This window comes from Rhodococcus sp. AD45-ID (assembly GCF_003023755.1).
Classification (GTDB): Bacteria; Actinomycetota; Actinomycetes; order Mycobacteriales; family Mycobacteriaceae; genus Rhodococcus_F; species Rhodococcus_F globerula.
In genome coordinates this window covers 653,045-679,705 of sequence record NZ_PYHL01000001.1, presented here as the reverse complement: position 1 = coordinate 679,705, position 26,661 = coordinate 653,045, and the positions used below count along the sequence as shown (strand labels likewise).

Below are 26,661 nucleotides of genomic sequence, written 5' to 3'. Positions count from 1 at the left end.
AATGATTCAGTGAATCATGAAGTCGACGGCGTAGTCAGGTCTGTGGAGACCGATCTGATTGCGCTGTCGCATTCGATTCACGGTGATCCGGAGCTTGCGTTCGAGGAATTCCGCAGCAGCGCCAAGGTGTCCGAACTGTTGGAGCAGCACGGCTTCGCGATCACTCGCGGTGTGGTCGATCTACCCACGGCGTTCGATGCGACGTACGGCAGCGGAGAGCTGGTCATCGCGATCTGCGCCGAGTACGACGCTCTTCCGGACATCGGCCACGCCTGTGGGCACAACATCATCGCTGCGGCGGCGGTAGGTGCCGGTATCGCCTTGGCGTCGGTGGCGGACCAACTCGGCATCACCGTTCGGGTGATCGGAACTCCGGCCGAGGAAACCGGTGGCGGCAAAGTGCTGATGCTCGAGCGCGGGGCGTTCGACGGCGTCGGCGCCGCGATGATGGTTCACCCTGGCCCGATCGACATCATCGGTGCGACGTCGCTGGCCTTGGCCGATATCGCCGTCAGCTACCACGGACGGGAGGCTCACGCGTCCGCCGCACCGGAGTTCGGACTCAATGCCGCCGACGCGGCCACCCTGGCTCAGGTGGCAGTGGGGTTGTTGCGCCAGCACCTGCTCCCCGGTCAGCAGATTCACGGCATCGTCAGTGACGGTGGAACCGCCCCCAACATCGTGCCGGCGCGTTCGGAGTTGTTGTATTACTTGCGGGCGGAGACCGCCGCGTCGTTGGCCAATCTGTCGGAGCGGTCGAATGCCTGTTTTGCAGCCGGCGCTCTTGGCACCGGTTGCACTCATGAGATCCGCACCGTATCGCCGACCTACACCGAATTGACGCCTGATCCGTGGCTCGCTGACGTGTACCGCGAACAGATCCTGGACCTGGGCCGGGTGCCGTTGGCACCTGAATGGGAGCGTTCTCGTCCGCTCGGAAGTACCGACATGGGTAATGTCACCAACGTGATTCCTGGAATTCATCCTGTGATCGGTTTGGATTCAGCTGGGGCAGTGACACATCAGCCGGAGTTCGCTGCTGCGTGTGTCACGGAATCTGCTGATCGCGCCGTTGTAGACGGCGCAATAGCCTTGGCTCGCACTGCTGTCCGGGTAGCGTCCGATCCTTCGGAACGCGCCCGTCTGTTGGAAGGAGTAGATCGCCGGTGAACGCGGCAATCGATACTTGGATTCACGCGCATACCGACGATCTGGTCGCGTGGCGACGGCACATTCACGCCAACCCCGAATTGGCGCGCCATGAGTACGCGACAACGGAATTTGTCGCGACGCGGCTCATCGAGGCTGGACTTTCACCGAAGGTGCTTCCCGGCGGCACGGGGTTGACGTGCGATATCGGTCCGGACGGACCCCGCATTGCCCTGCGCGCCGACATGGATGCACTGCCGATGCAGGAGGCGACGGGTGCCACGTACTCGTCCACGGTCCCTGGTGTTTCCCACGCTTGTGGGCACGACGCGCACACCACGATCCTGTTGGGCGTTGGTGTGGCCTTGGCGTCGTTGCCGGAACTTCCGGTCGGAGTTCGGTTGATCTTCCAGCCTGCCGAAGAAGTGATGCCGGGCGGTGCGCTCGACGTCATCGCGGCCGGTGCGCTCGACGGTGTTTCGAGAATCTTTGCTCTGCATTGTGATCCGCGCCTGGAAGCGGGTCAGGTCGGTGTGAGACTCGGTGCGATCACGTCCGCAGCCGATACCGTCGAAGTGGTTCTGGATTCGCCGGGAGGCCATACGTCGCGGCCTCACCTGACAACTGATCTCATCTACGCGCTCGGAACTGTTGTCACCGGTTTGCCCGGAATGCTCAGCCGCCGTATCGATCCGCGCACCGGCACCGTCATGGTGTGGGGCGCGGTCAGCGCCGGTCAAGCACCTAACGCGATCCCGCAGACCGGCATGATGACGGGCACGGTCCGAACGGGCGATCACGAAACATGGGAACTGCTCGAACCTCTTGTGGAGGAGATCGTGCACGGACTGCTCGCACCGACAGGTGTCCGCTACCAACTGAACTACCGCCGCGGTGTCCCGCCGGTCGTCAATGACGAGATCTCGACGCGTATGTTCGAGGACGCCATCGCCAGCGTTGGGCAGGATGCCTTGGCAGACACACCACAATCCGGTGGTGGAGAAGACTTTTCGTGGTACCTCGAGACTGTCCCTGGCGCTATGGCCAGGTTGGGTGTGTGGTCCGGCGAAGGTGAACAACTCGATATCCATCAACCCACATTCGATCTCGACGAGCGCGCGCTCGGTGTGGGCGTGAAAGTTCTCACAAGCCTCGTTCTCGGTTAGTTCCGGTTCCCGTCGGGGGCACCGTTTTTCGTAAGGTTCGAGTGAAGGTACGGGCATGTCCATAGGTGTGGGAGTGCGAATCGGCACAGTGGTGTCGACGGCAGTGGTCGCGTCGAACGATCCAGGTTCGGCTGATCCGGTGGTAATCGTTCGCGATACGGTTCTCAATCAGCGCAAGGACGGCACCACCGTGCTCGGCGGCGAGTCGGAGTTGGGCGGCGGCCGCGAGTTCACGGAAAGCTGGACGGGTTTTGTCGCCCGCGTCGGCGATCCGAGCGGTGTTGCCGGAACAGCTGATACCCGTTATCGCGCTGAAGATTTGGTGGCAACGTCCATCCGCTGTCTGCTACAGGAATGCGAGCCGCTGCCCGATCGTGGGGGTAAGGACGGCGGAGCGCCCGACATCGTGGCGACGTACCCGTCACGCTGGGATTCCTCGACGGCGGCGATCCTGCGCGATTCACTGGTCTACGCGGGCCTCGAACGGGTCACCTTGGTATCGGACGCCGAAGCGGTGTCGGCGTGGTTCGAATCGGAAATCGCCGCGCTGGCCGGAACGCTCATCGGGATCTATCACGTCGACGACACCGGAGCCGCTGTCACCCTGGTGCGTTCGGGTGTTGCCGCCGGCCGCGCATTCGGATTTGCCGGCGACGGCAGCTCTCCGAGTTCACGAATCGCAACGGCGCTCGGCGCCTTCGGATGGATGCCGGAAAACCTCGACGCCGTTGTCGTGACCGGCGACGGTGACATGGCGGGCGACAAGGCAGCGATGACGGCCATTGCCGTTGGGGTCGCCGAAAAGCTCAATGTCCGTTGTGAACTCGGACCTGGTCCGGAACAGTCGGCAGCGCTCGGTGCGGCAATTCTTGCAGCCGGTTTCACGTCGACGTCGCACAAGATCGTGCCGATCGGACTGCCGCCGTCACATGACGTCACCGAAGTATTCGACAACGTCCCGAAGGTTGCCGTGTCGGCCGAAGGGGCACAGGTGGCCACTGCGGAGGCAGAACCTACGTTGGTGACGGAGACCGAGACCGGCAAATCCGGTTCCACGCGCATCGTGATCGCAGTTGCCGCCGTAGCGGCGATCATCGCGCTCGCGGTGCTGGCCTACTTCTTGCTGCTCTAGTCGGTCGATCTGGATTAGTCGGTCAAACCGTTTCCGGGACCCACGTTCCGGCTGTTTCGCGTCCGCAGTTCCCGGACGTAGTCGGCCGGAGCACCCGCGATCTCGGCTGCGTCGGCCATCACCCCGATGTAGCGAGCCGACGGAAGACCACCTTCGTAGGCGTCCATGACATACAGCCAGGCCAGAACGGCGCCGTCCGCAGTGTCGACACGTACCCGGATCTTGCGGTGCAGTCCGAGTTCGGCGCCTTCCCAGCGGTCGAGGCTCACCTCGTCCTCTTCCGGTACGTCGTAGAGGACTACGAAAACGCTGGAATTCGGGTCTTCCACAACTGTGGCGAGAGCGCCTTCCCAGCCGAGGTCTTCACCGCTGAAGGTCAGGCGCCAGCCACGCAACCATCCAGTTCCCGACATGGGGGAGTGTGGGCAGCGCAACAGCATCTGCTCGGGGTGCATGTTGGAACCGTACGCAGCATAAATCGACACGGGCGCAAGCCTAAACGGTGGTGTGAGGGTGACGCGAAGCGGACCACCGGACGCTAGTAATCTGGTACAAGCACTGCGCGACCTCGATCGCTGCAATAGCGTGACCAACGCGTGCTGTACATGAGGTGTATGGACTGGCGGGAGACCCCTGCCGGTCGCCTGACGACTTGGAGGACACATGACCCGGATCGTGATCATCGGCGGCGGACCTGCCGGATATGAGGCAGCGCTGGTTGCTGCCCAGCACGGCGCAACCGTCACCCTGGTCGATTCGGACGGCGTCGGCGGCGCGTGTGTCCTGTTCGACTGTGTGCCGTCGAAGACGTTCATCGCGTCGACCGGAATCCGCACCGACATGCGTCGCGCATCCGATTTGGGAATCACGCTCGATCCCGAGCAGGCGTCGGTGTCGCTCCCCAAGATTCACGCCCGTGTGAAGGCGCTTGCGCTGTCCCAGTCCTCGGACATTCGTGCTCGACTGCAGACGGTTGGTGTCGAGGTCCTCTCCGGCACCGCAGAACTGACGGACCAGGAACTCGGATTGGCGACACACCAGGTGCGAGCGACCCTCGCCGACGGTGAGGAGCGCACTATCGCTGCCGACGTAGTCCTTATTGCGACCGGTGCCAGCCCCCGCATCATCCCGGGCGCGGAACCGGACGGTGAGCGCATCATGACGTGGCGTCAGCTCTACGACTTGGAAGAGCTGCCCTCGCACCTCGTTGTTGTCGGTTCCGGTGTGACCGGTGCCGAGTTCGTGTCCGCGTACACCGAGATGGGCGTCAAGGTGACGCTGGTGTCCAGCCGTGACCGAGTGCTCCCGGGCGAGGATGCCGACGCGGCACTCGTACTCGAAGACGCGTTGGCCGAGCGCGGCGTGATCCTGGTCAAGCATGCGCGCGCCGATGCCGTCGAGCGCACCGAGGACGGGATCATCGTCAAGCTTTCCGACGGCCGCACGGTCGAGGGCAGCCATGCCCTCATGACAGTCGGCTCGGTTCCCAACACCGACGGACTCGGTCTCGACAAGGTCGGCATCGAGCTCGACAAGGGCGGCTACCTGCGCGTCGACCGCGTCTCCCGCACCGCGGTGTCGGGTATCTACGCTGCCGGTGACTGCACTGGCCTGCTCCCGCTCGCATCCGTGGCCGCCATGCAGGGCCGCATCGCGATGTACCACGCACTCGGTGAAGGCGTGAGCCCCATCAAGTTGAAGACGGTGGCGTCGGCGGTGTTCACACGTCCCGAGATCGCAACGGTGGGTGTGACACAGGCTGCAATCGACAACGGTGAAGTTCCGGCTCGTACCGTCATGCTGCCGCTCAACACCAACCCGCGCGCCAAGATGTCCGGACTGCGTCGTGGCTTCGTGAAGATCTTCTGCCGTCCCGCAACGGGTGTCGTGATCGGCGGAGTTGTGGTCGCGCCCAATGGATCCGAGTTGATCCTGCCGCTCGCGATGGCCGTGCAGAACAACCTGAGCGTCAACGACCTGGCCCAGACGTTCTCGGTGTACCCGTCGCTGACCGGTTCGATCACCGAGGCGGCGCGTCAGCTCATGCGTCACGACGACCTCGACTGATTTTCCGTAATGTGGTTTCCCGAAATCTGAGAATTCGATTTCACATATTGGCGTGATGGTGGGATAGTCGTGGTACCGGTCGAATCATGGATCGGTACCACGGCGCTCTCCCCGCCCCGTAGACCCCTCGGCGGCTCAGGGTGTTTTTCCTCTGATCTTTCTTTTTGCGTGCCTGGGAGTTTCTATGAAACACGCCGCGCTGTCTGCTCGTATGGGTGGGCTCCGTAGTTCTGCAATCCGTGACCTGCTCACCCTGACTGCTCGCCCTGACGTGATCAGTTTGGCCGGCGGCTTGCCGGACCCGAATTTTATTCCCCGAGAGCGCATTTCACAGGCAGCTGCCGACGCTCTCGGTGATGCGTCGTCCGTTCAGTACGGTGAGACCTCGGGGTTGCGACACCTTCGTGAGGTCATTGCGGCCCGCGAATCCGTCAAGATCGGCCGCACACTCGAATCGTCCGACGTGGTGGTCACGCATGGTTCCCAACAGGGCCTGAGTTTGCTGGCTCAGGTATTGCTCGACGCCGGTGACACCGTTGTTGTGGAAGATCCGGCGTATACCGGCGCACTGCAGGTCTTTCGGACTGCGCAGGCAAGCCTGGCCGCCGTCCCGGTCGACGCGGACGGCATGGATACCGACGTTCTCGAAGCGAAGCTTGCGGGTGGACTACGTCCGAAAGTTGTTCATACCGTGAGTAACTTTCACAATCCGCGCGGGTCCGTTCTTTCGCTCGAACGTCGCGCACACCTCGCGAAACTTGCCGATACGTACGGCTTCTGGATACTCGAGGACGACCCGTACGGGGAACTGTACTTCGACGGTCCGCCGCCGCTTCCGGTCGCAGCATTGTCGGACAGGGTTATTCGGCTGTCCAGTGCGTCCAAGGTGCTGGCTCCTGCCCTGCGTGTCGGCTGGCTGCACGGTGACCGGCGCGTGTGCGAAGCGGTCGAATTGATCAAACAGGGTGCAGATCTGTGCGGGTCGTCGCTCACTCAACAGATTGCGGCCGACTTGTTCTCGGACACCGCGTGGTTCGACGCGCATCTGGACAAGTTGCGGGCGTCCTACGGCAACCGCGCGAAGACTCTTGTCAGTGCCTTGGAGGCCGGCTTCGGCGACAGCGCACGATTCTCGCCCGTGCGCGGCGGCATGTTCTGTTGGATGGAGAGCCTTGAACCCGTAGACACTGCGGCGGTTCTCGATGTTGCCGTCGAGCATGGTGTTGCCTTTGTGCCCGGTGCCGCATTCGGCTTCGACGCAGACCTGAGCCTATCGGCCCGACTGTGTTTTGCGACGTATCCGGAAACAGTGCTGGAAGACGCCGCACGGAAACTGTGCGACGCCTTCCGTGATGCTTCCGCTCAGTCTCGGGGTTGAACTCCGCGCCACAGCAATTCGATTGCGGCACGGACCCGATCGTCGGCCCCGTCGGCCGTGGACGGTCCGCGGACGACAAACTGGTAGTAGGACATTCCCACGATCAGGTCGATCAGGACATCCGTGTCCACCGAGGAGTCCAAGGTGCCTGCGGCCTGCGCTTCGGACATTGCTTCCGTCAGGTGGACGCGGCGCCGTGAGACGTGTTGCTGCCAGCTGGCTTCGCGGACCTTGTCGTTCTGCAATCCGAGAACGATGCGTTTACGAACCAGGTCACCGGACGCGCCGGTCACGTCGACCATGCCGACCGCAAAGGAATTGGCAAGGTCGACGCGGAGATCGCCGGTGAAGGTTGTCTTCACCTCGGATCGGACGCTGTCGAGCGCTGCCGCCAGGAGTTCCTCGCGGCTCGACCATCGTCGATAGATTGCGGCGCGCGAAATTCCGGACCGAGTGGTGATGGCGGCGATCGTCACCTCGTCAGCGCTGGGGAATTCCGTCAACAATTCGATGGTTGCGGTAAGGACTGCTTCTTCGACGGCGGTATCGCGGGGGCGACCGGGTCCGCGCGGCGTTTCCGGTGTTGTCACGTTCTCGAGTATCACTGTGTTGCAAGCATTTTCGTGCGCAAGAGCGCAACCATTTCCTGGCTGAGTCCGGCCGCACGCAACGGCGCCAGAACGTCCCCGTGGCGCCGCACGAGTGTGCGCTGCATGACGGTCATGGAGGTACGCTCGGCGCCCATCATGGCGCCACTGGGCATGCTGTCCGCATCGAAGTCGAACGGTAGGAAGCCGCCCATGATCATCTGGACCCGCGCATGCAGGCGGGGTAGCTCAGCCGAGGTGCGGGCGTAGTCGTCTGCGATGGCGTCGGCATCCGCGCCGACTGCACTGAGCAGCGCCGCTGCAAACACCCCCGTGCGGTCCTTGCCTGCGGCGCAGTGGAATACGGTTCCGCCGGGGCTCAGGGCGAGGACGGTCAGACCTGTCGCGAGTTGAGGTGCCGCGGATTCCAGAAGGTCCGCATACCACTGGCCGACGTGATCGGGAGTGGTTACCTGTGGCAGCGCCTGATTCATGGCGGCGGGAGCGGCGACCTCGGCGACGAGTGGAATGTGGTGATAGGCGATAGCGTGAGCAGCGAGTGGGCCGCGCCCGGTGTGTGCCGCTTCGCCAGGGGACCGTAGATCGATCACCGTGCGGATTCCCCTGTTCCACAGTGAATCGGCGTATTCCGTCGACAGGTGTGAGACGTCGTCGCTGCGGAAGGCGACAGATTCGCGAATGTATCCGCTTGCCACTGGCACCGCGGCAAGATCGCGCAGGTTCACCGGGTCGAGCAGTTCGGGGGACGAGAGTACGTTGGTCATGGTTTTTCTCAGCTCAGTCGGGCGCGGATCATCGCGCTGATTCGGTCGATGACGGTGACGAGCACGATGATGCTCAGAATGATGGTGCTCAGGTGCCCGTAGTCGTACATGCGCATGGCCGTGGTGAGTTCCAAACCGATACCACCGGCACCGACGAGACCGAGAATTGTTGCACCGCGGACATTTCCCTCGAAGAGGAGCAGGGTGTAGCTGACAAGCAGGGGTGCTGCTTGCGGCAGAACTCCGTAGGCGATGATCTGCCGTTTGTCGGCTCCCGCGGAACTCAAGGCATCGAGTGGACCTTGATCGACCGATTCCATCGCCTCGGCGTAGATCTTGCTGATCGAGCCGAGGGAGCCGACCACGATGGCAAGCACACCGGCAAACGGGCCGAGGCCCACAGCGGAGACGAACATCAGGGCGTAGATGAGTTCGGGGATCGAGCGCAAGACGTTCAGGATCGCCCGGGATATGCCGTAGAGCCACTTCGGGGCGATGTTCGATGCCGCACCGAAACTGAGGATCAGTGACAGAACCGCGCCTACCAGCGTTCCGACAATTGCCATCTGGAGCGTTTCGATCAGCAGGGTGACGATGACGTCGAACTTGTCGAAAGTCGGCGGGAACAGTCGCGAGACAAAATCAACCATGTTGGGTACACCGGAAACCAGGCGCGCGGGGTCGGCGTCTGCGCCGGCAAACGACCACGCGAGGACCACTGCAATGACGATCAGACCGACCCCGCTGCGAGGGGAGGGTAGACGCCACGGTTTGGCGAGGCGTTCGGCTTCCTTCGACATAGCCTGCGTCTGTTCGCGCTTACTGCTCGATGATGTCTGCATGTTCACCATAGATCGTGCTCACCGCCTCTTCGTTGAGTTCTTCTGCACGGCTGTTGAATACGATGCGTCCGTCCCGCAGGCCGATGACGCGATCGGTGTACTTTCTCGCGAGGCCGACGACGTGAAGGCTGACGATCGCCGGAACCTGACGTTCGCGGGCAATCTCCCTCAGCAAGGTGAGGATGGTTCCGGCAAGTCGTGGATCGAGGGAGGCGACGGGTTCGTCGGCGAGGATCAGTTTCGGGTGTTGCATCAGAGTGCGCGCGATCGCTACCCGTTGCTGCTCACCGCCGCTGAGTGTCCGGCTCTGCTGAGATGCTTTGCCTTCCAATCCGACTCGGCGCAATAGTTCGAGAGCCTCGACGCGTTGGGTGCGTCCGAATCCGCCGATCAGGTTGACCGCACCGGCGTCGTACAGACCGCCGGTCAAGACGTTGGTCAGGGCGCTCAGTCGCGGCACCAGATTGAAGTGCTGAAAGACGTAGCCGACATCCGAACGCAGAGAACGTAAGTCGGAACCGTTCTGCTGCGCGACGTCTCGGCCGGCAACTGTCAATTCGTCGGCGGTGAAGTCGGTGAGGCGGGTCAGTGTCTTCATCAATGTCGATTTGCCGGATCCCGAGTGGCCGAGCAAACCGACTACTTCACCGGGGCGAACGGTGAGGTCGACGCCGTCGAGGGCGATGTTGTCGCCGAACGTGACTCGGATGTTGCGTCCAGCGACCACCGGCGGCGAAACTATGGACGAGCGCGGCGGGCGAATTACCGGCGCTGTCATCGGATGTTGTCCAGGTCGACTCCGGCAGCTTCCGCGATCGTGACCAACGGTTCGTACACCGAGAAGTCGGGATCGGCGGTGTACGTGCCGCCAACGCCCAGGATCTTCGATGCTTCGGGATTCGCCGAGAGCATTGCCGGGAGCTTGTCCTTGATCGCGTCACGAGTCTCGGAATCGAGGCCGCTGCGGGCGACAATGGAAACACCAACCGGGATGGGTGCGCTTTGGCCGACGATCCGGACGTCGTCGGCGGTGAACATGCCACCGGTTATGAACGACGTGTAGAGCTGGCGCGCGGTGCAGGCAACGTCGACGTTCCCGTTCATCAATGCGAGAACCGCAGAGTCGTGCCCGCCGGCAAAGGTGCTCTTGTAGTCGGTTCCGTCGGTGAGGCCTGCCTCGGCCATCATTGCCTTCGGCATGAAGTAGCCAGTGGTCGATCCCGGATCGACAAAGGCGACCTGATGTCCCTTGATGTCGGTGACGGATTGAATTGTGCTGTCGGACTTGGCCAGACAGTACGACGCTGGATCGGGTGCCCCGTTCCAGGCGAGGATGGGCTCGACGCTTCCCGTCTTGAATGCGAGGGCGGCCGAGAAAGGGCTGAGGACGGCGACGTCGACAAATCCGTTCCGAACAGCCTCTACGACGCCGAGGTAGTCCGCCGGTGACTCGTGTTTGACGGTTTTGCCGGTCGCGGTTCCCACCATGTCGGCGACATCGGTCATGATGGCGAGCTCTTTGACGTCATCGGTGCCGGGAGGCGTGGCAAAAATGATCTGATTCGAATCCGCAGACGAGGCTTCGGATTCGGTGGAGCACGAGGACAGGGCGAGTGAAGCGACGGCAGTCAACGCGACGGCGATACCGACTCGAGCACGCATGATGGACCTTCCGAAAAGGCGGGGGAGTTTGACGCCTGTTACGAAACCATCGGTGTCTGTATCGGAATTACGAGAACGCTGTACTCGTAATTGCGCGCAGGTGAACAGTTGGAGCGGCCTTCGGTGGGGCGCGCGGCGCCCCACCGAACCCGACTAATCGGACCAGTTGTACGTGCGTTCGACGGCCTTGTTCCACTCCGCGTACAGGCGGGAGCGCTCGGACTCTTCCATGTCGGGCTCCCACGTCTTGCCGACGGCCCAATTGCGGCGGATGTCGTCGGTATCGGACCAGTAGCCGACGGCCAAACCGGCAGCGTAGGCCGCGCCCAACGCGGTCGTCTCGTTGACAACGGGACGGATGACCGGCACTCCGAGAATGTCGGACTGGAACTGCATCAGGGTCTCGTTGACAACCATGCCTCCGTCGACCTTGAGGGCGGAGAGTTCGACGCCGGAATCGGCGCGCATGGCGTCGATGACCTCACGGGTTTGATACGCGGTGGCTTCGAGTGCTGCCCGGGCCAGATGACCCTTGTTCACGAAGCGGGTCAGTCCGACGATGACGCCGCGAGCATCGGGACGCCAGCGCGGCGCGAAGAGACCGGAGAAGGCAGGGACGATGTAGGCGCCGCCGTTGTCGTCGACGGTGGCAGCGAGGGCCTCGATGTCCTTGGCATTCTGAATGATCCCGAGGTTGTCACGCAGCCACTGGACCAGTGATCCCGATACGGCAACAGAACCTTCCAGGGCATAGACCGCCGGGGCGTCGCCCAGTTTGTAGCAGAGAGTGGTCAGGAGGCCGTGCTTGCTGTGGACCGGAGTGGTACCGGTGTTGAGGAGAAGGAAGTTGCCGGTGCCGTAGGTGTTTTTTGCTTCACCCACCGACAGGCAGGCCTGACCGAACGTGGCTGCTTGCTGGTCTCCGAGAATGCCCGCGACCGGAACGCCGGCCAGGTTGCCCCGAGGTCGACCCTTGCCGTAGATCTCGGAAGAACTGCGGATTTCCGGAAGCATCGACATCGGAATACCGAAATCCGCGCAGATGGACTCGTCCCACTGCAAAGTCTCCAGATCCATCAGCATTGTGCGTGACGCATTGGTGACATCTGTCACGTGCTGCCCCTCGGTGAGGTGCCACAAAATCCACGTATCGATGGTGCCGAAGCACAATTCGCCGGCTTCTGCCTTCGCGCGCGCCCCGTCGACGTTGTCGAGAATCCACCGGATTTTCGGGCCCGAGAAATACGTCGACAACGGCAACCCGGTCTGGGCGCGGTACTTTTCCGGCCCGGCGTCGCCACCGAGTTCCTGGCACAGCTGATCGGTGCGCGTGTCCTGCCAGACAATGGCGTTGTAGACAGGTTTGCCGGTCTTTCGCTCCCAGACCACCGTTGTCTCACGTTGATTCGTGATTCCGACCGCCGCGATGTCCGCGCGGGTGAGGTCGGCTTTGGCAAGTGCACCTGCCACCACTTCGCGGGTGTTCATCCACAGCGCCACCGGATCGTGTTCGACCCAGCCGGCTTGCGGGAAGATCTGTTCGTGTTCCTTCTGGGCAACGCTGACAACAGCGCCGTCGTGGTCGAAGATCATGCATCGGCTCGACGTGGTGCCTTGGTCGATGGCGGCGATGTACTGGTTCACATGTCTCCTTGGTTCGTGCGCTGTCGCAGTATGAGCATGAAGCTACTAGCCTGGATGCGAATTCGTCGTCGACTTACAGGAGATACGGGTTGAGTAAGCAGCAGGGTGTGCAGTTTCTCGGCCCACAGCAGCGAGAAGCTGCCTGGGAGCAGCTTCAGAGCGAACAGTTCGACGTTATCGTCGTCGGTGGCGGCGTCGTGGGTGTCGGCACAGCGCTCGACGCCGCAACGCGTGGACTCAAAGTCGCGTTGGTCGAGGCTCGTGACTACGCGTCTGGCACGTCTTCCCGATCATCGAAGATGTTCCACGGCGGTCTGCGCTATCTGGAACAGCTGGAATTCGGGTTGGTCCGTGAGGCATTACGCGAGCGTGAGCTCTCTCTGACGACACTGGCACCGCACCTGGTCAAGCCGCTCAAGTTTCTGTTCCCGCTGGCTCACCGCGTCTGGGAACGCCCGTACATGGCAGCCGGAATCTTCCTGTACGACCGGATGGGCGGGGCCAAATCGGTGCCCTCGCAGAAGCACCTGACGCGAGCCGGGGCACTGCGTATGTCGCCGAGCCTCAAGCGGAGTTCGCTGACCGGCGGAATCCAGTACTACGACACAGTGGTCGACGACGCCCGTCACACCATGACCGTCGCGCGGACGGCGGCGCATTACGGCGCTGTGGTCCGGACGTCGACGCAGGTTGTCGGCTTCCTACGCGAAGCAGATCGAGTGTCGGGTGTCCGTGTTCGTGACTGTGAAGACGGACGGACCGCCGAGGTCAAGGGACACGTCGTCATCAACGCGACGGGCGTGTGGACCGACGAGATCCAGGCACTGTCGCGTCAGCGTGGCCGGTTCCGGGTCCGGGCGTCGAAGGGCGTGCACATCGTCGTTCCTCGTGACCGCATCGTCAGTGAAGCGGCGATCATCCTGCGCACCGAAAAATCTGTGCTGTTCGTGATTCCGTGGGGCAACCACTGGATCATCGGAACTACGGACACGGATTGGAATCTCGACCTCGCGCACCCAGCCGCAACCAAGGCCGATATCGACTACATTCTCGGACACGTCAATTCGGTGCTCGTGACGCCTTTGACGCACGCCGACATCGACGGTGTGTACGCCGGCCTTCGTCCGCTGCTGGCCGGCGAGAGCGACGAGACGTCGAAACTGTCGCGTGAGCATGCCGTTGCCCGGGTTGCTCCGGGCCTCGTTGCCATTGCGGGCGGAAAGTACACCACGTACCGCGTCATGGCGGAGGATGCGGTTGACGTTGCGTCCGAGGACATTCCGGCGCGAGTTGCGTCGTCGATCACCGAGAAGGTGCCGCTCGTGGGCGCCGACGGATACTTTGCGTTGGTCAATCAGACCATGCAGTTGGGTGAGACGTACGGTCTGCATCCGTACCGCGTCAAGCATCTCCTCGACCGGTACGGTTCCTTGATCACCGAAGTGTTGGAATTAGGCCGCACGACTCCGGAGTTGTTGCAGCCCATAACCGATGCGCCCGATTACCTTCAGGTTGAGGCAGTGTATGCCGCGGCCGCAGAAGGGGCACTGCATCTGGACGACATCTTGGCGCGGCGCACGCGCATTGCGATCGAGTACCCGCACCGCGGCGTCAACTGCGCCCAGCAAGTCGCGGAACTTGTTGCCCCCGTGCTGGGTTGGGATGCCGAGGCCGTCGATCGCGAGGTTGACACCTACCGTGCACGGGTGAAGGCCGAAGTGGAATCGCAGGCTCAGCCCGACGATGAAGCAGCGGACGCACTGAGGGCAGCGGCACCGGAATCGCGGGTGGAAATCCTCGAGCCGGTAGTCGAGGTGGCGGACCGCGTGTAGTTGTTTTAACTGTGTGCGGTTCGTGGGCATTTTTCACTTATCGGACTTTTCCGACTGATTTCGAGGAGCTCTCGAATTCGAACAGGGTTTCGATTACGGTGAGAGCATGTTCGATTCGGGGGTGGGAAGTTTCGGTATCTCAGCGCAGCTGAGTGGTACCGAAACTGATTGCGCCCTGGTTGATTTGATGGCCCAGTTGCATTCGTGTGAAGCGATGTTGGTCGAGCGGAAACTGGCCGTGGTGGCGGAGTTCTTCACCCGCCGCAGCGCCGAGCATGTCGACGGCGGTACCTGGACGTCGTCGGCGCACGAGTTGGCCGAATCCGAGGTCGGCGCGGTCTTGACGATGGGCCGTGCCGCTGCCGGGAAGCTCATCGGGTTGGGTTTTGCGTTGAAGACGCGGTTGCATCGCACTCGTGCGGCGATGGCCCGCGGTGAACTCGACTTCTATCGGGTCTCTTTGATCGAGTCCGCGACCGCGAATGTCAGTGACGAGTTGATCGACGAGGTCGAACGCTTGCTGCTCGAGCAGGTGTTGGCTCCACCCGTGGACGGCGGTATCGGGTTGACGGGTCGGCGGTTGACCGCGGCGATCGACCGGATCGTCGCCCGCGTCGATCCGGAAGGCATGCGGGAACGACGACGCCGGGCCCTGGCGGATCGGTTCGTGGGGGTCAGTGCCGCCGAAGACGGCATGGCCCGCATCCTCGGCAGTATCCCGGCGGAACAGGCCCGCGCCTTCGACGGCAGGTTGCGGGAGTTGGCGATGTCGGTGTGCCGCCACGATTCCCGTACGTATGAGCAACGCCGCGCGGATGCGCTGGGCGCTCTGGTGAGCGGTTCGACGGTGTTGGTGTGCGACTGCGACCGGAGAGATTGCCCGCAGGACCGCAGCGGCATGATCATCATTCGCCGGCCACTCGTTCATGTCGTGATGCACGATTCCGCACTGCACGCAGGGTCGGATGAACCCGCTCATCTCGACGGGTACGGCGTGATCAGTGCCGAGCATGCCCGTGACATCGCGAAAGACGCAGACGTTCGAGAAGTGCGAGTACCGGCAGATGCTGAACCTGAACCGACACCTGAGCCGGCGTCCGCATCTGTGTACCGCCCCGGCGCGGCACTCGACACGTGGCTGCGGGTCTTCGCGGGCAGCTGCCAGTGGCCGCACTGCGATGTCCCGGCCTGGAATTGCGACCTCGACCACAATGATCCGTTCAACCACACCAACCCCGCACAGGGCGGCAAGACGGTTGCGTCGAATCTGAGTGCGTTCTGCCGCAACCATCACCGCCTCAAGCACTCCGGGAAGTGGCAACTGGACCCGAACCCGGATCGCAGCATTACCTTGACCTCGCAGACCGGCCATTGCTACCGCACCAGAGCTGCCGGACTACTCGCCGGCCAACAGGAACCGCCGCCACCGGAAGACGGCAAACCTCGACGGACTCGACTGGAGAACAAAGCTGCCCGCATCCGAGGTGAGCGGAAGCTCCGGCGTGTCAAGATTCAGCACCGAACAGCAAAACACGCCGATCGCAAACGCCGGCAAACGTTCCCGATCTCCACGCCCCGAAAGCGCGTGCCCCACAAAACCGTCGACTACGGCGACGACCCACCGCCATTCTGAATTCGTCGCCTCATCTACTAAAAGAGCCTCATCTACTAAAAGAGGTAGACGATTGCGTTGTTACCACCAGTGCAGGTGACAACTTTCTTTCCGGTGCAACTCATCGAATAGCGAGTATTGGTGACGGGGCTGACAGCGTTGATCGACACTGTCGCATTTCGTTTGCCTTGACTGACGTACTGATACCGAACTTCTTCGGCGAACTCGCATGACGTGGCTTTGCTGCCGGTCGCGGAGTTCGGCAATTCGTTGTTGGAAAACACGGGTCCGCAGCGCGTTGCGTTTGCTGGGACAGCTGTGCCGGACGCCGGCGCGGAGGTAGTGGTTCGAGCAGCTGCCGACGTTGTGGTGGGAGAAGATTCTGTGGTGGGTGTAGTTGTTGTAGATGCCGTTGTGTTGAGCTGAGTCGAAGATCGTGCGGATTGATTCGTCTCTGCGTCGAAGAGCATCGGCCGCACCCAGACAAGCCCAACAACCACAACGATCGCAGCTACCCCGGCACCGAGAAGAACCCACACCCACGCCGGTGTTTGTGGTGGCGGTGGATCTTTCGGTGGCTGTGAATCCCGCTGTGGTTGGGAGTCCCACTGTGGTTGAGAATCCCACGGATCTGGCGGTTGTGGGGCGTTCATATCGGCAGGTTCTCCGGATCCGTCATGAAGAGTGAATTGTCTGCGTTATGTATATCGGATCGCGGGGGCGCAGTAGCTATTGTCGGATGGGTGCGATGACGTTCTCATAAAGCACGCGCGAAGTCAGTGAGTCAGCACGATTTTGATGGCGACGATCAACGTCGCTACCGCAGCGAGACCGAACGCCGCGACATGAGTTGCTGTGCCGACTTTTTCGCCGCGGAGATAGCTGATGACGTAACTCGTGGAACCGATACGGAGCACCAACACAAATTCCGCAATCAATTGCGCAGTCCGCGGCTCGAGAAGGTTGAACCAGGCGGTTGCCAGAATGACGATCGGAACCACGGCCGAGGTCAGGATGGGCACGGAATCACGAAGAGCTTCGATTCTCTCCGCAGTCGTGAGTTCTCGATCATTGCGAATACTCTCGCCGACGCCCTCGGCGAAAGTATGCGCGATATACGTCGACAGGGCCGTGCCGATGACGATGGCGACGCCGAGCGATTCCTGAGATTGGGTGACCGGAATCAGAGCGGCCAGAGCCAAGATATTGCCGTACACGTAGGCGGTGGTCCGGGCGGCAATGCGCTCCTGCCCGAGGTGGCGACCGCGGGCGGTAATCGGGCGATTGAGCAGGGTACGTAGGCTCCGCGGCATCGCTTGATTATGGCAGATCAGGCATTTGGGCTGTAGTGCATCGGACTGTCACGGCGCGTTGCGGGAGGCAGGTTGCGGGCCGGTGTGTGAACGAGTGGCGCATCGGGCGCCGTCCTGCCCGTGGCTCGGTCCCAGCCCGCGCGGGCGCGCGGTTGATAACGGTAGCGCCACGGGACAAGGTGGAAGACCGCGTTGACGGTCTTGCCGACAGCTGTGTGAATCCTCGTCTCGCGCGCGCTCCACGAGTATCCGAGAAGATCGCGAACCGGCTGGTCGTACATACCGACGGTTAGCCACACAAAGCCTCGTGCGACGGGAATGCGTGCGAGCTTCCAGATCGGCTCGGGTAGCCACGTCATGAATGGCGGCTTGCCCAGGCCGGAGAGGTCGAGCACATCACGCGTGGCCTTGTTGTCCTCGAGAATGCTGCGGCACATGTGATCCCAATACTCTTGGAATGCCTCCCACGTTTCGGGGACGGGCCGCATGCTCATGCCGTAGAGGCGATACCACTGGATGTGCTCGGTGAAGAGTTGCCGTTTCTGTGCTTCGGTGAGGCCGCCGGAAAAGTTCTCCGCCGTCACGATTGTGCCCATGAAGAAGGTCGCGTGTGCCCAGTAGAAGGTGTCCGGGTCGAGGGCGTGGTAGCGCCGACCCAGCTTGTCGACGCCCTTGATCGTGGTGTGGTAGCCGCGTACCTGTTCAGCGGTTTCCTGGGCTCTGTCGCCGTCGAAGACAACTCCGGCGATGGGGTAGAGCGATCGGTAGAGGCGTTCCCAGCGCTCGTCGAAGAACTGCGAATGCTCCTCGACGCCGGCCCCGAGTCCTGGATGCATGTTCTGCATAGAACCTGCCCACACGCCCTGAAGCATGCCTCGCCAATCGCCGAAATACTTCCAGGTCAAGGAATCGGGCCCAAGCGGTGTTGGTGTGGGTACGTCATCACTTTGACTACGCATGTTGTCAGATTAGGATCGACAACATCAGTAGTCAAGGAATCGGAGCAGGGTAGTGGGTATCGAGGAACGGCGTGCAGCACGGAAGGCAGCGCTGTTCGATGTCGGCGTGACACTACTGGGCGCAGTGGACGGTCCTGCCGTCAATGTCCGGGCAGTATGTAAGGCTGCGGGACTGACGGAACGGTACTTCTACGAGAGCTTCACCGATCGCGATCAGTACGTGGTGTCGGTCCACTCATATGTTTCGGAGCGCGCCCAAACCGCACTCGCGGCAGCAGTAGCTACAGAGTCCGGATCCGAAGCGATTGCCACCGCAGCGGTTGACACGTTCGTGAAGTTGATGGTCGACGATCCCGCGATGGGTAGAGTGCTGTTGATCGCTCCGCTCTCCGAACCGGTGCTCGGAGGCCGCGGAATCGAATCGATGCCGGCTTTTGTGGACCTCGTCTATGCACAGCTCTCCGAAATCACTGATCCGGTGGAGAAGCAGCTGACCGCGGTGGGATTGGTGGGTGCACTGTTCACCCTGTTCATCGGATACCTCGACGGCACAATCGACGTAAGCCGCGATCGCTTTGTCGCGCACTGCGTCCGTTTGTTGACAAAAGCTAATCGCGCGTAAGCGGTTGGCAGGAAGGGCAGAAGAATATCTGTCGTTCGGTGAGCTGGTCGGGTCCGAGCAGTTCCTCGCGGATTCGCGTTCCGCAACGCCGACATGGCTTTCCGCGGCGGCCGTACACCCACGTCTGCCTCCCGGGACGAGTATCGCCGGTGGTCACCCGAACGTGACGTGATTTGTTGGCACCGACAATGCGGTGCGACAGATCGACTACGGCCGCGAGATCCGGAACCCGGTCTGTCGGTGTGCGTGGATGAAGCCCACGGAGAAAACAGATTTCATTGCGATACACATTGCCGAGTCCAGCCATGACCCGTTGATCGAGGAGCGCAACGCCGATCGGTTCGGAGCCCGCGCCGCGCAGATTTTCCTCCGCAACAGCACTGTCCCAATCCGGGCCGAGGAGATCCGGCCCAAGATGGCCAACGACGGAGTCTTCCTGGTTGCGATCGAGGATTTCGGTGATGCCGAGCGAAAACCCCACGGCAACAGCATCTTCGGTCGCCAGGATAATGCGCGCCTGATGGGCGGGGCGATGCCACCGCTCACCTGGTGCGTAGATCTGCCACGCGCCTTCCATCTTCAGGTGGGTGTGGACGGAGGCGTCGCCGACTCGGATCAACAGGTGCTTTCCTCGGCTGACTACGGAGTCGACTCGTGTGCCGGTCAGATTGACGGTGGCATATCGCGGGACACGCACGTCGCACGTGGTGAGTACCTTGCCGTTCAGTGCCGTGCGAAGTGCATTGGCCGTCCGCCAGACGGTATCGCCTTCGGGCATCAGTGAGCACCCTTCACGATCTCAGCCTGAAGCCGCGTGGGGTGGCGGCAAAACCGGCTTCGACCAAGACCGGCGCAAAGTTGTTGCCGTGGATGGTTTCGCCGTTCACCTTCTCGACGACGATCTTCTCGACTGATCGGTTCTTCACTATCTGGGCCAGAGACGTTGCTGCCGTTCGGAGTACGCCGGGGTCGTCGGTGAACGTCAGGATGGTTCGACCACCACGTTCGACATAGAGCACCAGTTCTCCCTCGACGAGAACGACCAGCGCGCCGGCCTTCCGCCCGGGTCGGTGTCCGGGTGATTCTTCGGCGTTCGATGCCGGCCATGGGAGCGCCGCTCCATACGGATTGGCGGGGTCGCACGCAGCAAGAGTGACGGTGGCAGAAGGGGTATGGCGACCCTCGATGGATTCCCCGAACGTACGCAGACGATCCACGACCGCAGGCGTGGAGAACTGCGCGCCGCCCAACGTATCGACGAAGTATCCGCGTCTTGCCCGGCCGTTGTCCTCGAAAGTACTGAGCACCTTGTAGATCAACGCAAATCCGCCGGGGACGTTCTCGCTCACCACGCTGCCTCGGGTGACAACTCCGTAGCGTTCGAGCAGGAGGTCCGCAGTCGCGTGTGCCCGCACCGTTGGATCGGGTTCGGCAGCCGGTAGCAGAAACCAGCGTCCGGCGGCGGTGGCCGGTCCGGTGCGCGCGGGCACCGCCGGACGCATCATTCCGCGATACGGACGGGCCCGCGGAACACGCCTCGGAGCGCGGTGGCTGGTTGTGGTTCGAGTGGTGTCGGATAGCAGAGCACGAAGTGGAGCAAGGGTGTCATTGCCGATGTGTCCGAGCCACACCAATTCCCACAGTGCGGTCGTGAGCGCGCCGTCTTCCGGATTGTCGAGTGCTTCGGCCAATTGACGGAAGAAGTAGGCGCCACCAGCGGTCAGGACGTCGAGGGCTTGCTGCTGCAAGTCCGAGACATCGGTGTCAGCAGGTGGATTGAGAGTCGCCGGGGCAAGGTCCGCCGGGTGCAGGACAACCCAACCGTCCTTGGCTGAGATGGCTCCGGACCCCGACCACAGGACTTCGCCGGTCGAAGTCAGTTCGTCGAGCATGGCAGGTGAATAGTCAGGGATTCGACTCGGCAGGATCAGCGATTCGAGCGCCGACGCCGGAATGGGAACTCCGGCAAGCTGATCGACGACGGCGGCAACGCCGTCGATACCGCGGAGAGTGCCGCCGACATGCTGCCAGCTGGGGAGGAAGCGGCCCAGAGTGGCGGTGCTGACGGGTTCCACATCCGCCCGGGCAGCAGCGAGTGAGCGTCGACGCAATCGCCGGAGAACCTCGGCGTCGCACCATTCGCTGCCGGCCGATCCGGGGCGGAATTCACCCTCGAGTACCCGCTTCTCCAAGGCAAGACGGCCGAGAACATCGCGAGCCACTGAAATGCCGATGCCGAATCTGGCGGCCGCGTCGGCGAGCGTGAAAGGTCCGTGCGTGCGCGCATAGCGGCTCAACAAGTCCTCGAGCGGCTGATCCACCGGTTCGATGAATGCGGCGGGCACGCCGATGGGTAGGGGTACGCCGAGGCCGTCGCGCAAGCGGGCGGAGTCTTCGATTGCCGTCCACCATTGTTGCCCGGCAAACGAAACATGTAGGGCGCGTTTGTCCGTCACCAGGGTGTCGAGCCACGATCGCGGATCTTCGAGGGAACGCGCGTTCACCTCCGCCGTCGTGAGTGGACCGAGCATGCGCAGCAGATCAGCAACACCCTCGAGGTCTTTTGCCTTGCGCTCCGGCACCAGTCGTTGCAGCTCGCGCTCGGCTTGCTCGATGACACCGCCGTCGAGCAGTTCCCGCAATTCGACGCGGCCCAACAGTTCGGCGAGCAGTGTGGAGTCGAGAGACAGTGCAGCCGCGCGTCTTTCGGCGAGCGGGCTGTCACCCTCGTACATGAAGGCGCCGACGTAGCTGAACAGCAGCGCACTGGCAAACGGGGATGGTGATGCCGTCTCGACATCAACGATGCGGATCTGGCGTTTGGCGATCTTGCCGAGTAATTCCATGAGCGCCGGCAGGTCGTAGACGTCCTGGAGACATTCGCGCACGGTCTCGAGCAGGATGGGGAACGTGGGAAACTTGCGTGCCACGTCCAGGAGCTGGGCGCTGCGTTGACGCTGCTGCCACAGCGGCGCACGCTTGCCGGGATTTCGGCGGGGAAGAAGCAGTGCGCGAGCGGCACATTCACGAAACCGTGAGGCAAACAGTGCAGACCCGCCAACCTCCTGGGTGACCAGATCTTCGATGTCCTCGACACCGAACGCAAAGAGTTCGGCGCCGGGAGGGTCGTTCTCGGTATCAGGTAGACGGATGATGATGCCGTCGTCGGAGGCAGTGGGGCTGGAATCCACGCCGTACCGTTCCTGCAGCCGGGCGCCGATGGCAAGTGCCCACGGAGCGTGCACTCGCTGGCCGTACGGGGAGTGCAGGACCAGACGCCAATCGCCGAGTTCGTCGCGGAAGCGTTCGACCACCAACGTTCGATCCGACGGTACCTGCCCGGTCGCGTTTTTCTGCTCGCCCACCAGCTGGATCAGGTTGGTGGTGGCGTTGTGGTCCAGGCCGCCGATGCGGCAGCGCTCGATCACATCGGCCTCGTTGCCGAGCGCTGTTTCACGGACGAACTGACCGAGAGCCTGGCCGAGTTCCGCTGGGCGCCCAAGACCGTCGCCATGCCAGAACGGGAGACGCCCCGGTTGTCCGTAGGCGGGGCTGACCAGAACGCGATCGAACGTGATTTCCTCGATCCGCCAGCTGGTCGCGCCCAGGGCGAACACGTCGCCGACTCGGGATTCGTAGACCATTTCCTCGTCGAGTTCGCCGACTCGGGAGGCTTTTTCGCCGACCATGTAGACAGTGAAAAGGCCGCGGTCGGGGATTGCGCCGCCCGAAGTGACAGCCAGACGCTGAGCCCCCGGGCGTCCGGTGAGTGTGTTGGCCTCGCGATCCCACACCAGGCGTGGACGCAGTTCGGCAAACTCGTCCGAGGGGTACCGACCGGCCAGCAGATCGAGGGTGGACTCGTACGCGGAGCGGGGAAGTGTTGCAAACGAACCACTTCGGCGGACAGTGTCGAACCAGTCGTCGACGTCGATCGGTTCGAGTGCCGTTGCGGCCACCGTCTGCTGGGCCAGAATGTCGAGCGGATTGGCAGGAACGGCCATCGCTTCGATCTTGCCTTCGACCATGCGCTCGACGGTGACGGCGCAGTGAATGAGATCGGTTCGATGTTTCGGAAACACCACGCCTCGGGAGATTTCGCCGACCTGGTGTCCGGCCCGGCCGACGCGTTGGAGTCCGCTCGCAACCGATGGCGGCGCCTCGACTTGGATAACCAGATCAACTGCGCCCATGTCGATTCCGAGTTCGAGGCTGCTTGTTGCGACGACGCACCGCAGTCGCCCGGATTTCAGGTCGTCTTCGATGATGGCGCGCTGATCCTTGCTGACCGAGCCGTGGTGGGCGCGCGCGAGCAGTGGTTCGGCACCGAAATTGACTTCGGTGGGTGTGCCGATTTGTGACGGCGGCTTCGGCATTTTTTCGACCACAACACCGGTGCGTTCGGCGTGGATTTCGTTGAGCCGAGCCGTCAAACGCTCGGCGAGACGCCTGGAGTTCGCGAACACTATGGATGAGCGGTGTTCGAGAACAAGATCGACTATCTGCTCTTCGACGTGCGGCCAGATGGAGCCCGCTTGGGGCGTCGGAGATTCTGATCCGTCTGCCGGTGTTGCGATGCCCAGTTCGGTCATGTCCTCCACGGGAACGCGGACGGTGAGGTCGAAGGTCTTGGCGGCCGGCGGCGCGACGATCCTGATGGGCGCGGACCCGGAAAGGAACCGCCCGACTTCTTCGTGGGGGCGGACGGTAGCGGACAAACCGATGCGCTGCGCGGGCGACTCGAGAAGTGCGTCGAGACGCTCCAGCGAGAGTGCGAGATGCGAGCCGCGTTTGGTCCCGGCCACGGCGTGGACCTCGTCGACGATGACGGTGTCGACCCCGGCCAACGTCTCGCGGGCGGCGGAGGTGAGCATCAGGAACAGCGATTCCGGGGTAGTGATCAGGATGTCCGGCGGCCTTTTGATCAACGAGCGTCGATCGGCGGGGGAGGTGTCACCGGAGCGGACGCCGACCGTGATCTCGGGCGGAGTGAGACCGAGGCGTTTGGCGGTTTGAGTGATGCCGACAAGCGGAGCGCGGAGGTTGCGTTCGACATCCACGCCGAGTGCCTTGAGCGGTGAGATGTACAGGACCTTGGTGGTGCGGTGACTCTCGTCCCGCGAAGCCAACTGATCGAGTGCCCACAGAAAAGCGGACAGCGTCTTGCCGGAACCGGTAGGCGCAACGACGAGGGTGTGCGCGCCGCTTGCTATGGATTCCCACGCGCCGAGTTGAGCCGGTGTTGGGGCGCTGAAGGCACCGTCGAACCATTCTCGTGTCGCGGGCGAGAACTTTTCGAGGACGTCGGTCACGTATCCATAGTGCACCTGCCCACCGACAGCGTGTTCAAACCTGCTGAAGACGTCGGCGGCATTATATTTTTCTCTAATCAGGACGGTTTGGCTGTTTTTCGAGAAGGCGAGTGCCAGATGGAAGCTGTAATTATTGCTCTCGAGCTCGTAGTGGTGCTCGGGGCAATCGTCATGGGCACTCGATCGAGTGGTGTTGCACTCGGTCTGTGGGGCGGTGCCGGCGTCGCCGTCCTTGTGTTCGTGTTCGGCGAGGACGTAGGAGCGCCGCCGGTCGATGCCCTCCTGATCGTGCTGTCCGTCGTGCTTGCGTCGTCGATGATGCAGGCAGCTGGTGGCATCGACTGGATGGTCACCATCGCGGCAAAACTGATCGAATCCAGGCCCAAACAGATCACGTTGATTGCGCCGTTGGTGTCGTTCCTCTTCTCGGTCGGCGCCGGAACGTCCAACATTCTGTATCCGCTGCTGCCCGTGATTTACGACGTGTCGTACAAGAACGGGGTGCGTCCGTCACGGCCGCTGTCGCTGTCCGTCGTCTCGACCGGTGTTGCGCTGGCGTGTAGCCCGGTATCGGCGGCCATGGCGGCGATGGTGACGTTGACCGATGTGTCGCCGTACGATTTCGAGCTCATCGACATCATCAAGATCACCTTCCCGGCAGCGGTGATCGGCATCATCATCTCGTCGTTCGCTGTGAATCGCCTCGGCAAGGAACTGGCCGACGATCCCGACGTACAGGCAAAGCTGAAGTCCGGAGAGCTAGCCGGCCCCGGCGCTGCGGCCACCACCGAACTGGTCTCGACGAAGACCGGTCGCAACGCAGCGCTGATCTTCCTCGCAGGTGTTCTGGCGATCGTGATCTTCGGACTCTTCAAGGGAATTCGACCCGAGGCAGCCGACGGCTCGCCGCTGGGAATGACCCCGATCATCGAGATGCTGATGTTCCTGGTCGGCACTCTCATCCTGCTCGTGTGCAAGCCCAATGTGGCCGACGTTCCGACCTCGACGGTGTTCCGCGCCGGTATGGTCTCGGCGATTGCGCTGTTCGGTCTCGCGTGGCTCACCGATACGTTTATCAGCGCTCACTTGGAGCTGATCACCAGCACCGTCGGCGACTTGGTCAGTGCCGCGCCGTGGATCTTTGCGCTCGGTGTCTTCCTGGTGTGTGTGCTCACCACCAGCCAGTCGACCGCCACCAGAACCATCGTGCCGATCGGGCTTGCGGCCGGTATCGCCCCCGGACTGCTGACCGGTATGTGGGCCGGAGCGTTTGCCGGTATCTACCTGTTGCCGACAAACGGTTCGCAGATCGCGGCCGCGAACTTCGACCTCTCCGGCAGCACGAAGCTCGGTACCAAGCTCGTGGACCACTCGTTCTTCCTGCCGACGATAATCCTGGCCGTGACCACGATTACCGCCGGCGCGATATTCGGAGTGGTGCTCGGCTAGCTGTCTCGGTAGTGGTCCCAGCTCGCCTTGCACGCGCGGGCGAGCTGGTCCACCCGCTCCGGATCAGAGCTCGGCCAGTCGACGCCGGGTTCCATGATGTGCGCGGCGAGGGCATCGCCGAGAAGGAACTCGCGTTTGAACTCCGCCTGCACGGCGCTGAGTGTGATGCCGGCAGCATCCGCGCGTGCTGACTGCTCGGCGAATCGCGCACCCGCTGTGATGATTTCGAAGCTGCCGAGATACGGCTGGTTAAGGGCGACAGCGTCCGGATCGTCGACCTGAAATCCCTTGCGATGTGCTGCCGCGAGAGTTCGGATGAGTTCGGGGTCCATCGTCACGGGATTGTCGCCACGTCGATTGCCGTCGTGATCACCGCGATTGGACAGTGCCACGACGTCAGGCAGCCGATCCTCCTCGGGGCGAAGTACATTGACCGCACCGTCGCGTCGCGTCGTGTGGTTCATCGTGTCGTGGAACGAGAGTGTCGTGAACGATCGCCGCACCTCGAAACTCTTCTCCACCATTTTCTCGACCAGAGAATCACGCGTGCGCTCGTACACGCCGAGTCCGCGATCTGCTGTCTCGGTGAACGTGTCGGCCAGGCGCTTCCACCCGGCGTCGTCGGTTGGTTCCAGCAGCAACGGGTAGAAGGAGAACGTGACCGGGCGGACGGCGTCTACGCCCGTGAGGTCCACCTTGTTGCCCGCCCCGGCCTGGTGAACACGTGCAAATGCTTCGCGCAGTGAAGCTTCCAGGTTTTCGGGCTTGGCGCGGTTTGGATCGCGGATCATGCGCGGATGAGGATTTTCGACGTACACGATGCGCGGATCGATCTCGGCCCACCGACGCACGATCGCGCTGGTCGACATGTCGGTGAAATCGAACTGTAGGCGCCTCGTGAACTCGGGTGCCAGAAACTCGGCAAGCTCTTCCGGGATGGCTGAACCCGAATGAGGGCAGCTCACAAGAAGATCGGCGCCCGCGATCGCGTCGTCGAGTGTGCGTGATTCACGATCGGCATAGAACGTCAGATCGTCGGGAGTGAAGCTGGTTCCGGCCGGAATGAGTACAGGTGCACCGTTGTTCGTGACACTGTTCATGACACTGTTCATGGCACCGAGCGTAATCCAGGGCAGCGGAGTGCACTCGG

The 26,661-nt window shown here is 62.4% G+C and carries 22 protein-coding genes; 10 read left to right on the top strand and 12 right to left on the bottom strand.

Annotated elements, in window-relative coordinates; all coding sequences use genetic code 11:
- Nucleotides 1-9: 9 nt before the first annotated feature.
- Genes C7T36_RS03125 through C7T36_RS03115 form a run of 3 tightly spaced genes read left to right on the top strand, consistent with a single transcriptional unit; the run spans nucleotide 10 to nucleotide 3,447 of the window.
- Nucleotides 10-1,170, top strand: coding sequence for a M20 family metallopeptidase (locus tag C7T36_RS03125; protein WP_045070690.1), 1,161 nt, complete (start codon nucleotides 10-12; stop codon nucleotides 1,168-1,170).
- The gene (locus C7T36_RS03120; protein ID WP_045070687.1) at nucleotides 1,167-2,315 is read left to right on the top strand and encodes a M20 family metallopeptidase; all 1,149 of its coding nucleotides are present in this window, start codon (nucleotides 1,167-1,169) and stop codon (nucleotides 2,313-2,315) included. Before C7T36_RS03125 ends, C7T36_RS03120 begins: the two co-directional genes overlap by 4 nt.
- A gap of 55 nt (nucleotides 2,316-2,370) precedes the next feature.
- Nucleotides 2,371-3,447 carry a hypothetical protein gene (locus C7T36_RS03115; RefSeq protein WP_045070684.1) on the top strand — a complete coding sequence of 359 codons (1,077 nt, stop codon included), beginning with the start codon at nucleotides 2,371-2,373 and terminating at the stop codon, nucleotides 3,445-3,447.
- A 14-nt stretch (nucleotides 3,448-3,461) separates the two neighbouring features.
- On the opposite strand, the gene C7T36_RS03110 is transcribed toward C7T36_RS03115, so the two are convergent.
- Entirely contained in the window at nucleotides 3,462-3,932 is a 471-nt protein-coding gene (locus C7T36_RS03110; protein ID WP_045070682.1) for a gamma-glutamylcyclotransferase, read from the bottom strand.
- A 178-nt stretch (nucleotides 3,933-4,110) separates the two neighbouring features.
- Here C7T36_RS03110 and C7T36_RS03105 point away from each other — a divergent pair, with 178 nt between their 5' ends.
- Complete coding sequence (locus tag C7T36_RS03105; protein WP_033231260.1) at nucleotides 4,111-5,514, top strand: NAD(P)H-quinone dehydrogenase; 1,404 nt, start codon at nucleotides 4,111-4,113, stop codon at nucleotides 5,512-5,514.
- 184 nt (nucleotides 5,515-5,698) lie between these two features.
- A complete protein-coding gene (locus tag C7T36_RS03100) occupies nucleotides 5,699-6,892 on the top strand; it encodes a PLP-dependent aminotransferase family protein (protein WP_045070679.1) in 1,194 nt (397 codons plus the stop codon).
- On the opposite strand, the gene C7T36_RS03095 is transcribed toward C7T36_RS03100, so the two are convergent.
- From C7T36_RS03095 to glpK, 6 genes are all read right to left on the bottom strand, one after another.
- Nucleotides 6,877-7,482, bottom strand: coding sequence for a TetR/AcrR family transcriptional regulator (locus C7T36_RS03095; protein ID WP_033231518.1), 606 nt, complete (start codon nucleotides 7,480-7,482; stop codon nucleotides 6,877-6,879). The genes C7T36_RS03100 and C7T36_RS03095 overlap by 16 nt on opposite strands.
- An 11-nt stretch (nucleotides 7,483-7,493) precedes the next feature.
- Nucleotides 7,494-8,264, bottom strand: coding sequence for a tyrosine-protein phosphatase (locus C7T36_RS03090; RefSeq protein ID WP_045070676.1), 771 nt, complete (start codon nucleotides 8,262-8,264; stop codon nucleotides 7,494-7,496).
- 8 nt (nucleotides 8,265-8,272) lie between these two features.
- Nucleotides 8,273-9,106: a phosphonate ABC transporter, permease protein PhnE gene (gene phnE / locus C7T36_RS03085; protein ID WP_033231257.1), complete on the bottom strand. Its 834-nt coding sequence runs from the start codon at nucleotides 9,104-9,106 to the stop codon at nucleotides 8,273-8,275.
- Nucleotides 9,084-9,884 (bottom strand): phosphonate ABC transporter ATP-binding protein, encoded by an 801-nt coding sequence (gene phnC / locus C7T36_RS03080; protein WP_052683632.1) that lies wholly within the window; start codon nucleotides 9,882-9,884, stop codon nucleotides 9,084-9,086. The genes phnE and phnC overlap by 23 nt, the downstream gene beginning before the upstream one ends.
- A complete protein-coding gene (gene phnD, locus C7T36_RS03075; RefSeq protein ID WP_045070674.1) occupies nucleotides 9,881-10,768 on the bottom strand; it encodes a phosphate/phosphite/phosphonate ABC transporter substrate-binding protein in 888 nt (295 codons plus the stop codon). The genes phnC and phnD overlap by 4 nt, the downstream gene beginning before the upstream one ends.
- Nucleotides 10,769-10,921: 153 nt before the next feature.
- Nucleotides 10,922-12,412, bottom strand: coding sequence for a glycerol kinase GlpK (gene glpK, locus C7T36_RS03070; protein WP_045070671.1), 1,491 nt, complete (start codon nucleotides 12,410-12,412; stop codon nucleotides 10,922-10,924).
- Nucleotides 12,413-12,501: 89 nt separating this feature from the next.
- Here glpK and C7T36_RS03065 point away from each other — a divergent pair, with 89 nt between their 5' ends.
- From C7T36_RS03065 to C7T36_RS29995, 3 genes are all read left to right on the top strand, one after another.
- Entirely contained in the window at nucleotides 12,502-14,244 is a 1,743-nt protein-coding gene (locus C7T36_RS03065; protein ID WP_033231254.1) for a glycerol-3-phosphate dehydrogenase/oxidase, read from the top strand.
- Nucleotides 14,245-14,350: 106 nt separating this feature from the next.
- Nucleotides 14,351-15,877 carry an HNH endonuclease signature motif containing protein gene (locus tag C7T36_RS03060; RefSeq protein ID WP_045070668.1) on the top strand — a complete coding sequence of 509 codons (1,527 nt, stop codon included), beginning with the start codon at nucleotides 14,351-14,353 and terminating at the stop codon, nucleotides 15,875-15,877.
- A 213-nt stretch (nucleotides 15,878-16,090) separates the two neighbouring features.
- Nucleotides 16,091-16,282 (top strand): hypothetical protein, encoded by a 192-nt coding sequence (locus C7T36_RS29995; protein ID WP_162487764.1) that lies wholly within the window; start codon nucleotides 16,091-16,093, stop codon nucleotides 16,280-16,282.
- 350 nt (nucleotides 16,283-16,632) lie between these two features.
- On the opposite strand, the gene C7T36_RS03050 is transcribed toward C7T36_RS29995, so the two are convergent.
- Both C7T36_RS03050 and C7T36_RS03045 read right to left on the bottom strand, forming a co-directional pair.
- The gene (locus C7T36_RS03050) at nucleotides 16,633-17,169 is read right to left on the bottom strand and encodes a hypothetical protein (protein WP_033231251.1); all 537 of its coding nucleotides are present in this window, start codon (nucleotides 17,167-17,169) and stop codon (nucleotides 16,633-16,635) included.
- Between the two features lie 17 nt (nucleotides 17,170-17,186).
- Nucleotides 17,187-18,128, bottom strand: a complete 942-nt coding sequence (locus C7T36_RS03045) for an oxygenase MpaB family protein (RefSeq protein ID WP_045070665.1) — start codon at nucleotides 18,126-18,128, stop codon at nucleotides 17,187-17,189.
- Between the two features lie 52 nt (nucleotides 18,129-18,180).
- On the opposite strand from C7T36_RS03045, the gene C7T36_RS03040 reads away from it, so the two are divergent.
- On the top strand, nucleotides 18,181-18,750 hold the full coding sequence (locus C7T36_RS03040; RefSeq protein ID WP_033231249.1) for a TetR/AcrR family transcriptional regulator: 570 nt from the start codon (nucleotides 18,181-18,183) through the stop codon (nucleotides 18,748-18,750).
- Here C7T36_RS03040 and C7T36_RS03035 read toward each other — a convergent pair.
- Nucleotides 18,737-19,528 carry a DNA-formamidopyrimidine glycosylase family protein gene (locus C7T36_RS03035; protein WP_045070662.1) on the bottom strand — a complete coding sequence of 264 codons (792 nt, stop codon included), beginning with the start codon at nucleotides 19,526-19,528 and terminating at the stop codon, nucleotides 18,737-18,739. The genes C7T36_RS03040 and C7T36_RS03035 overlap by 14 nt on opposite strands.
- Nucleotides 19,529-19,541: 13 nt before the next feature.
- Nucleotides 19,542-24,062, bottom strand: a complete 4,521-nt coding sequence (locus C7T36_RS03030; RefSeq protein WP_181317462.1) for an ATP-dependent helicase — start codon at nucleotides 24,060-24,062, stop codon at nucleotides 19,542-19,544.
- 117 nt (nucleotides 24,063-24,179) lie between these two features.
- Here C7T36_RS03030 and C7T36_RS03025 point away from each other — a divergent pair, with 117 nt between their 5' ends.
- Entirely contained in the window at nucleotides 24,180-25,511 is a 1,332-nt protein-coding gene (locus C7T36_RS03025) for an anaerobic C4-dicarboxylate transporter family protein (protein WP_045071171.1), read from the top strand.
- Here the strand turns inward: C7T36_RS03025 and C7T36_RS03020 are convergent.
- Nucleotides 25,508-26,623 carry an N-formylglutamate amidohydrolase gene (locus C7T36_RS03020; protein WP_239654806.1) on the bottom strand — a complete coding sequence of 372 codons (1,116 nt, stop codon included), beginning with the start codon at nucleotides 26,621-26,623 and terminating at the stop codon, nucleotides 25,508-25,510. The genes C7T36_RS03025 and C7T36_RS03020 overlap by 4 nt on opposite strands.
- Nucleotides 26,624-26,661 lie beyond the last annotated feature (38 nt).

Coding starts and splice junctions, on each gene's coding strand:
- C7T36_RS03105 (WP_033231260.1), top strand. CDS start 4,111: ATGACCCGGATCGTGATCATCGGCGGCGGACCTGCCGGATATGAGGCA.
- C7T36_RS03050 (WP_033231251.1), bottom strand. CDS start 17,169: ATGCCGCGGAGCCTACGTACCCTGCTCAATCGCCCGATTACCGCCCGC.
- C7T36_RS03045 (WP_045070665.1), bottom strand. CDS start 18,128: ATGCGTAGTCAAAGTGATGACGTACCCACACCAACACCGCTTGGGCCC.
- phnE (WP_033231257.1), bottom strand. CDS start 9,106: ATGCAGACATCATCGAGCAGTAAGCGCGAACAGACGCAGGCTATGTCG.
- C7T36_RS03060 (WP_045070668.1), top strand. CDS start 14,351: ATGTTCGATTCGGGGGTGGGAAGTTTCGGTATCTCAGCGCAGCTGAGT.
- phnC (WP_052683632.1), bottom strand. CDS start 9,884: ATGACAGCGCCGGTAATTCGCCCGCCGCGCTCGTCCATAGTTTCGCCG.
- C7T36_RS03025 (WP_045071171.1), top strand. CDS start 24,180: ATGGAAGCTGTAATTATTGCTCTCGAGCTCGTAGTGGTGCTCGGGGCA.
- phnD (WP_045070674.1), bottom strand. CDS start 10,768: ATGCGTGCTCGAGTCGGTATCGCCGTCGCGTTGACTGCCGTCGCTTCA.
- C7T36_RS03100 (WP_045070679.1), top strand. CDS start 5,699: ATGAAACACGCCGCGCTGTCTGCTCGTATGGGTGGGCTCCGTAGTTCT.
- C7T36_RS03020 (WP_239654806.1), bottom strand. CDS start 26,623: ATGAACAGTGTCATGAACAGTGTCACGAACAACGGTGCACCTGTACTC.
- C7T36_RS03035 (WP_045070662.1), bottom strand. CDS start 19,528: ATGCCCGAAGGCGATACCGTCTGGCGGACGGCCAATGCACTTCGCACG.
- C7T36_RS03115 (WP_045070684.1), top strand. CDS start 2,371: ATGTCCATAGGTGTGGGAGTGCGAATCGGCACAGTGGTGTCGACGGCA.
- C7T36_RS03090 (WP_045070676.1), bottom strand. CDS start 8,264: ATGACCAACGTACTCTCGTCCCCCGAACTGCTCGACCCGGTGAACCTG.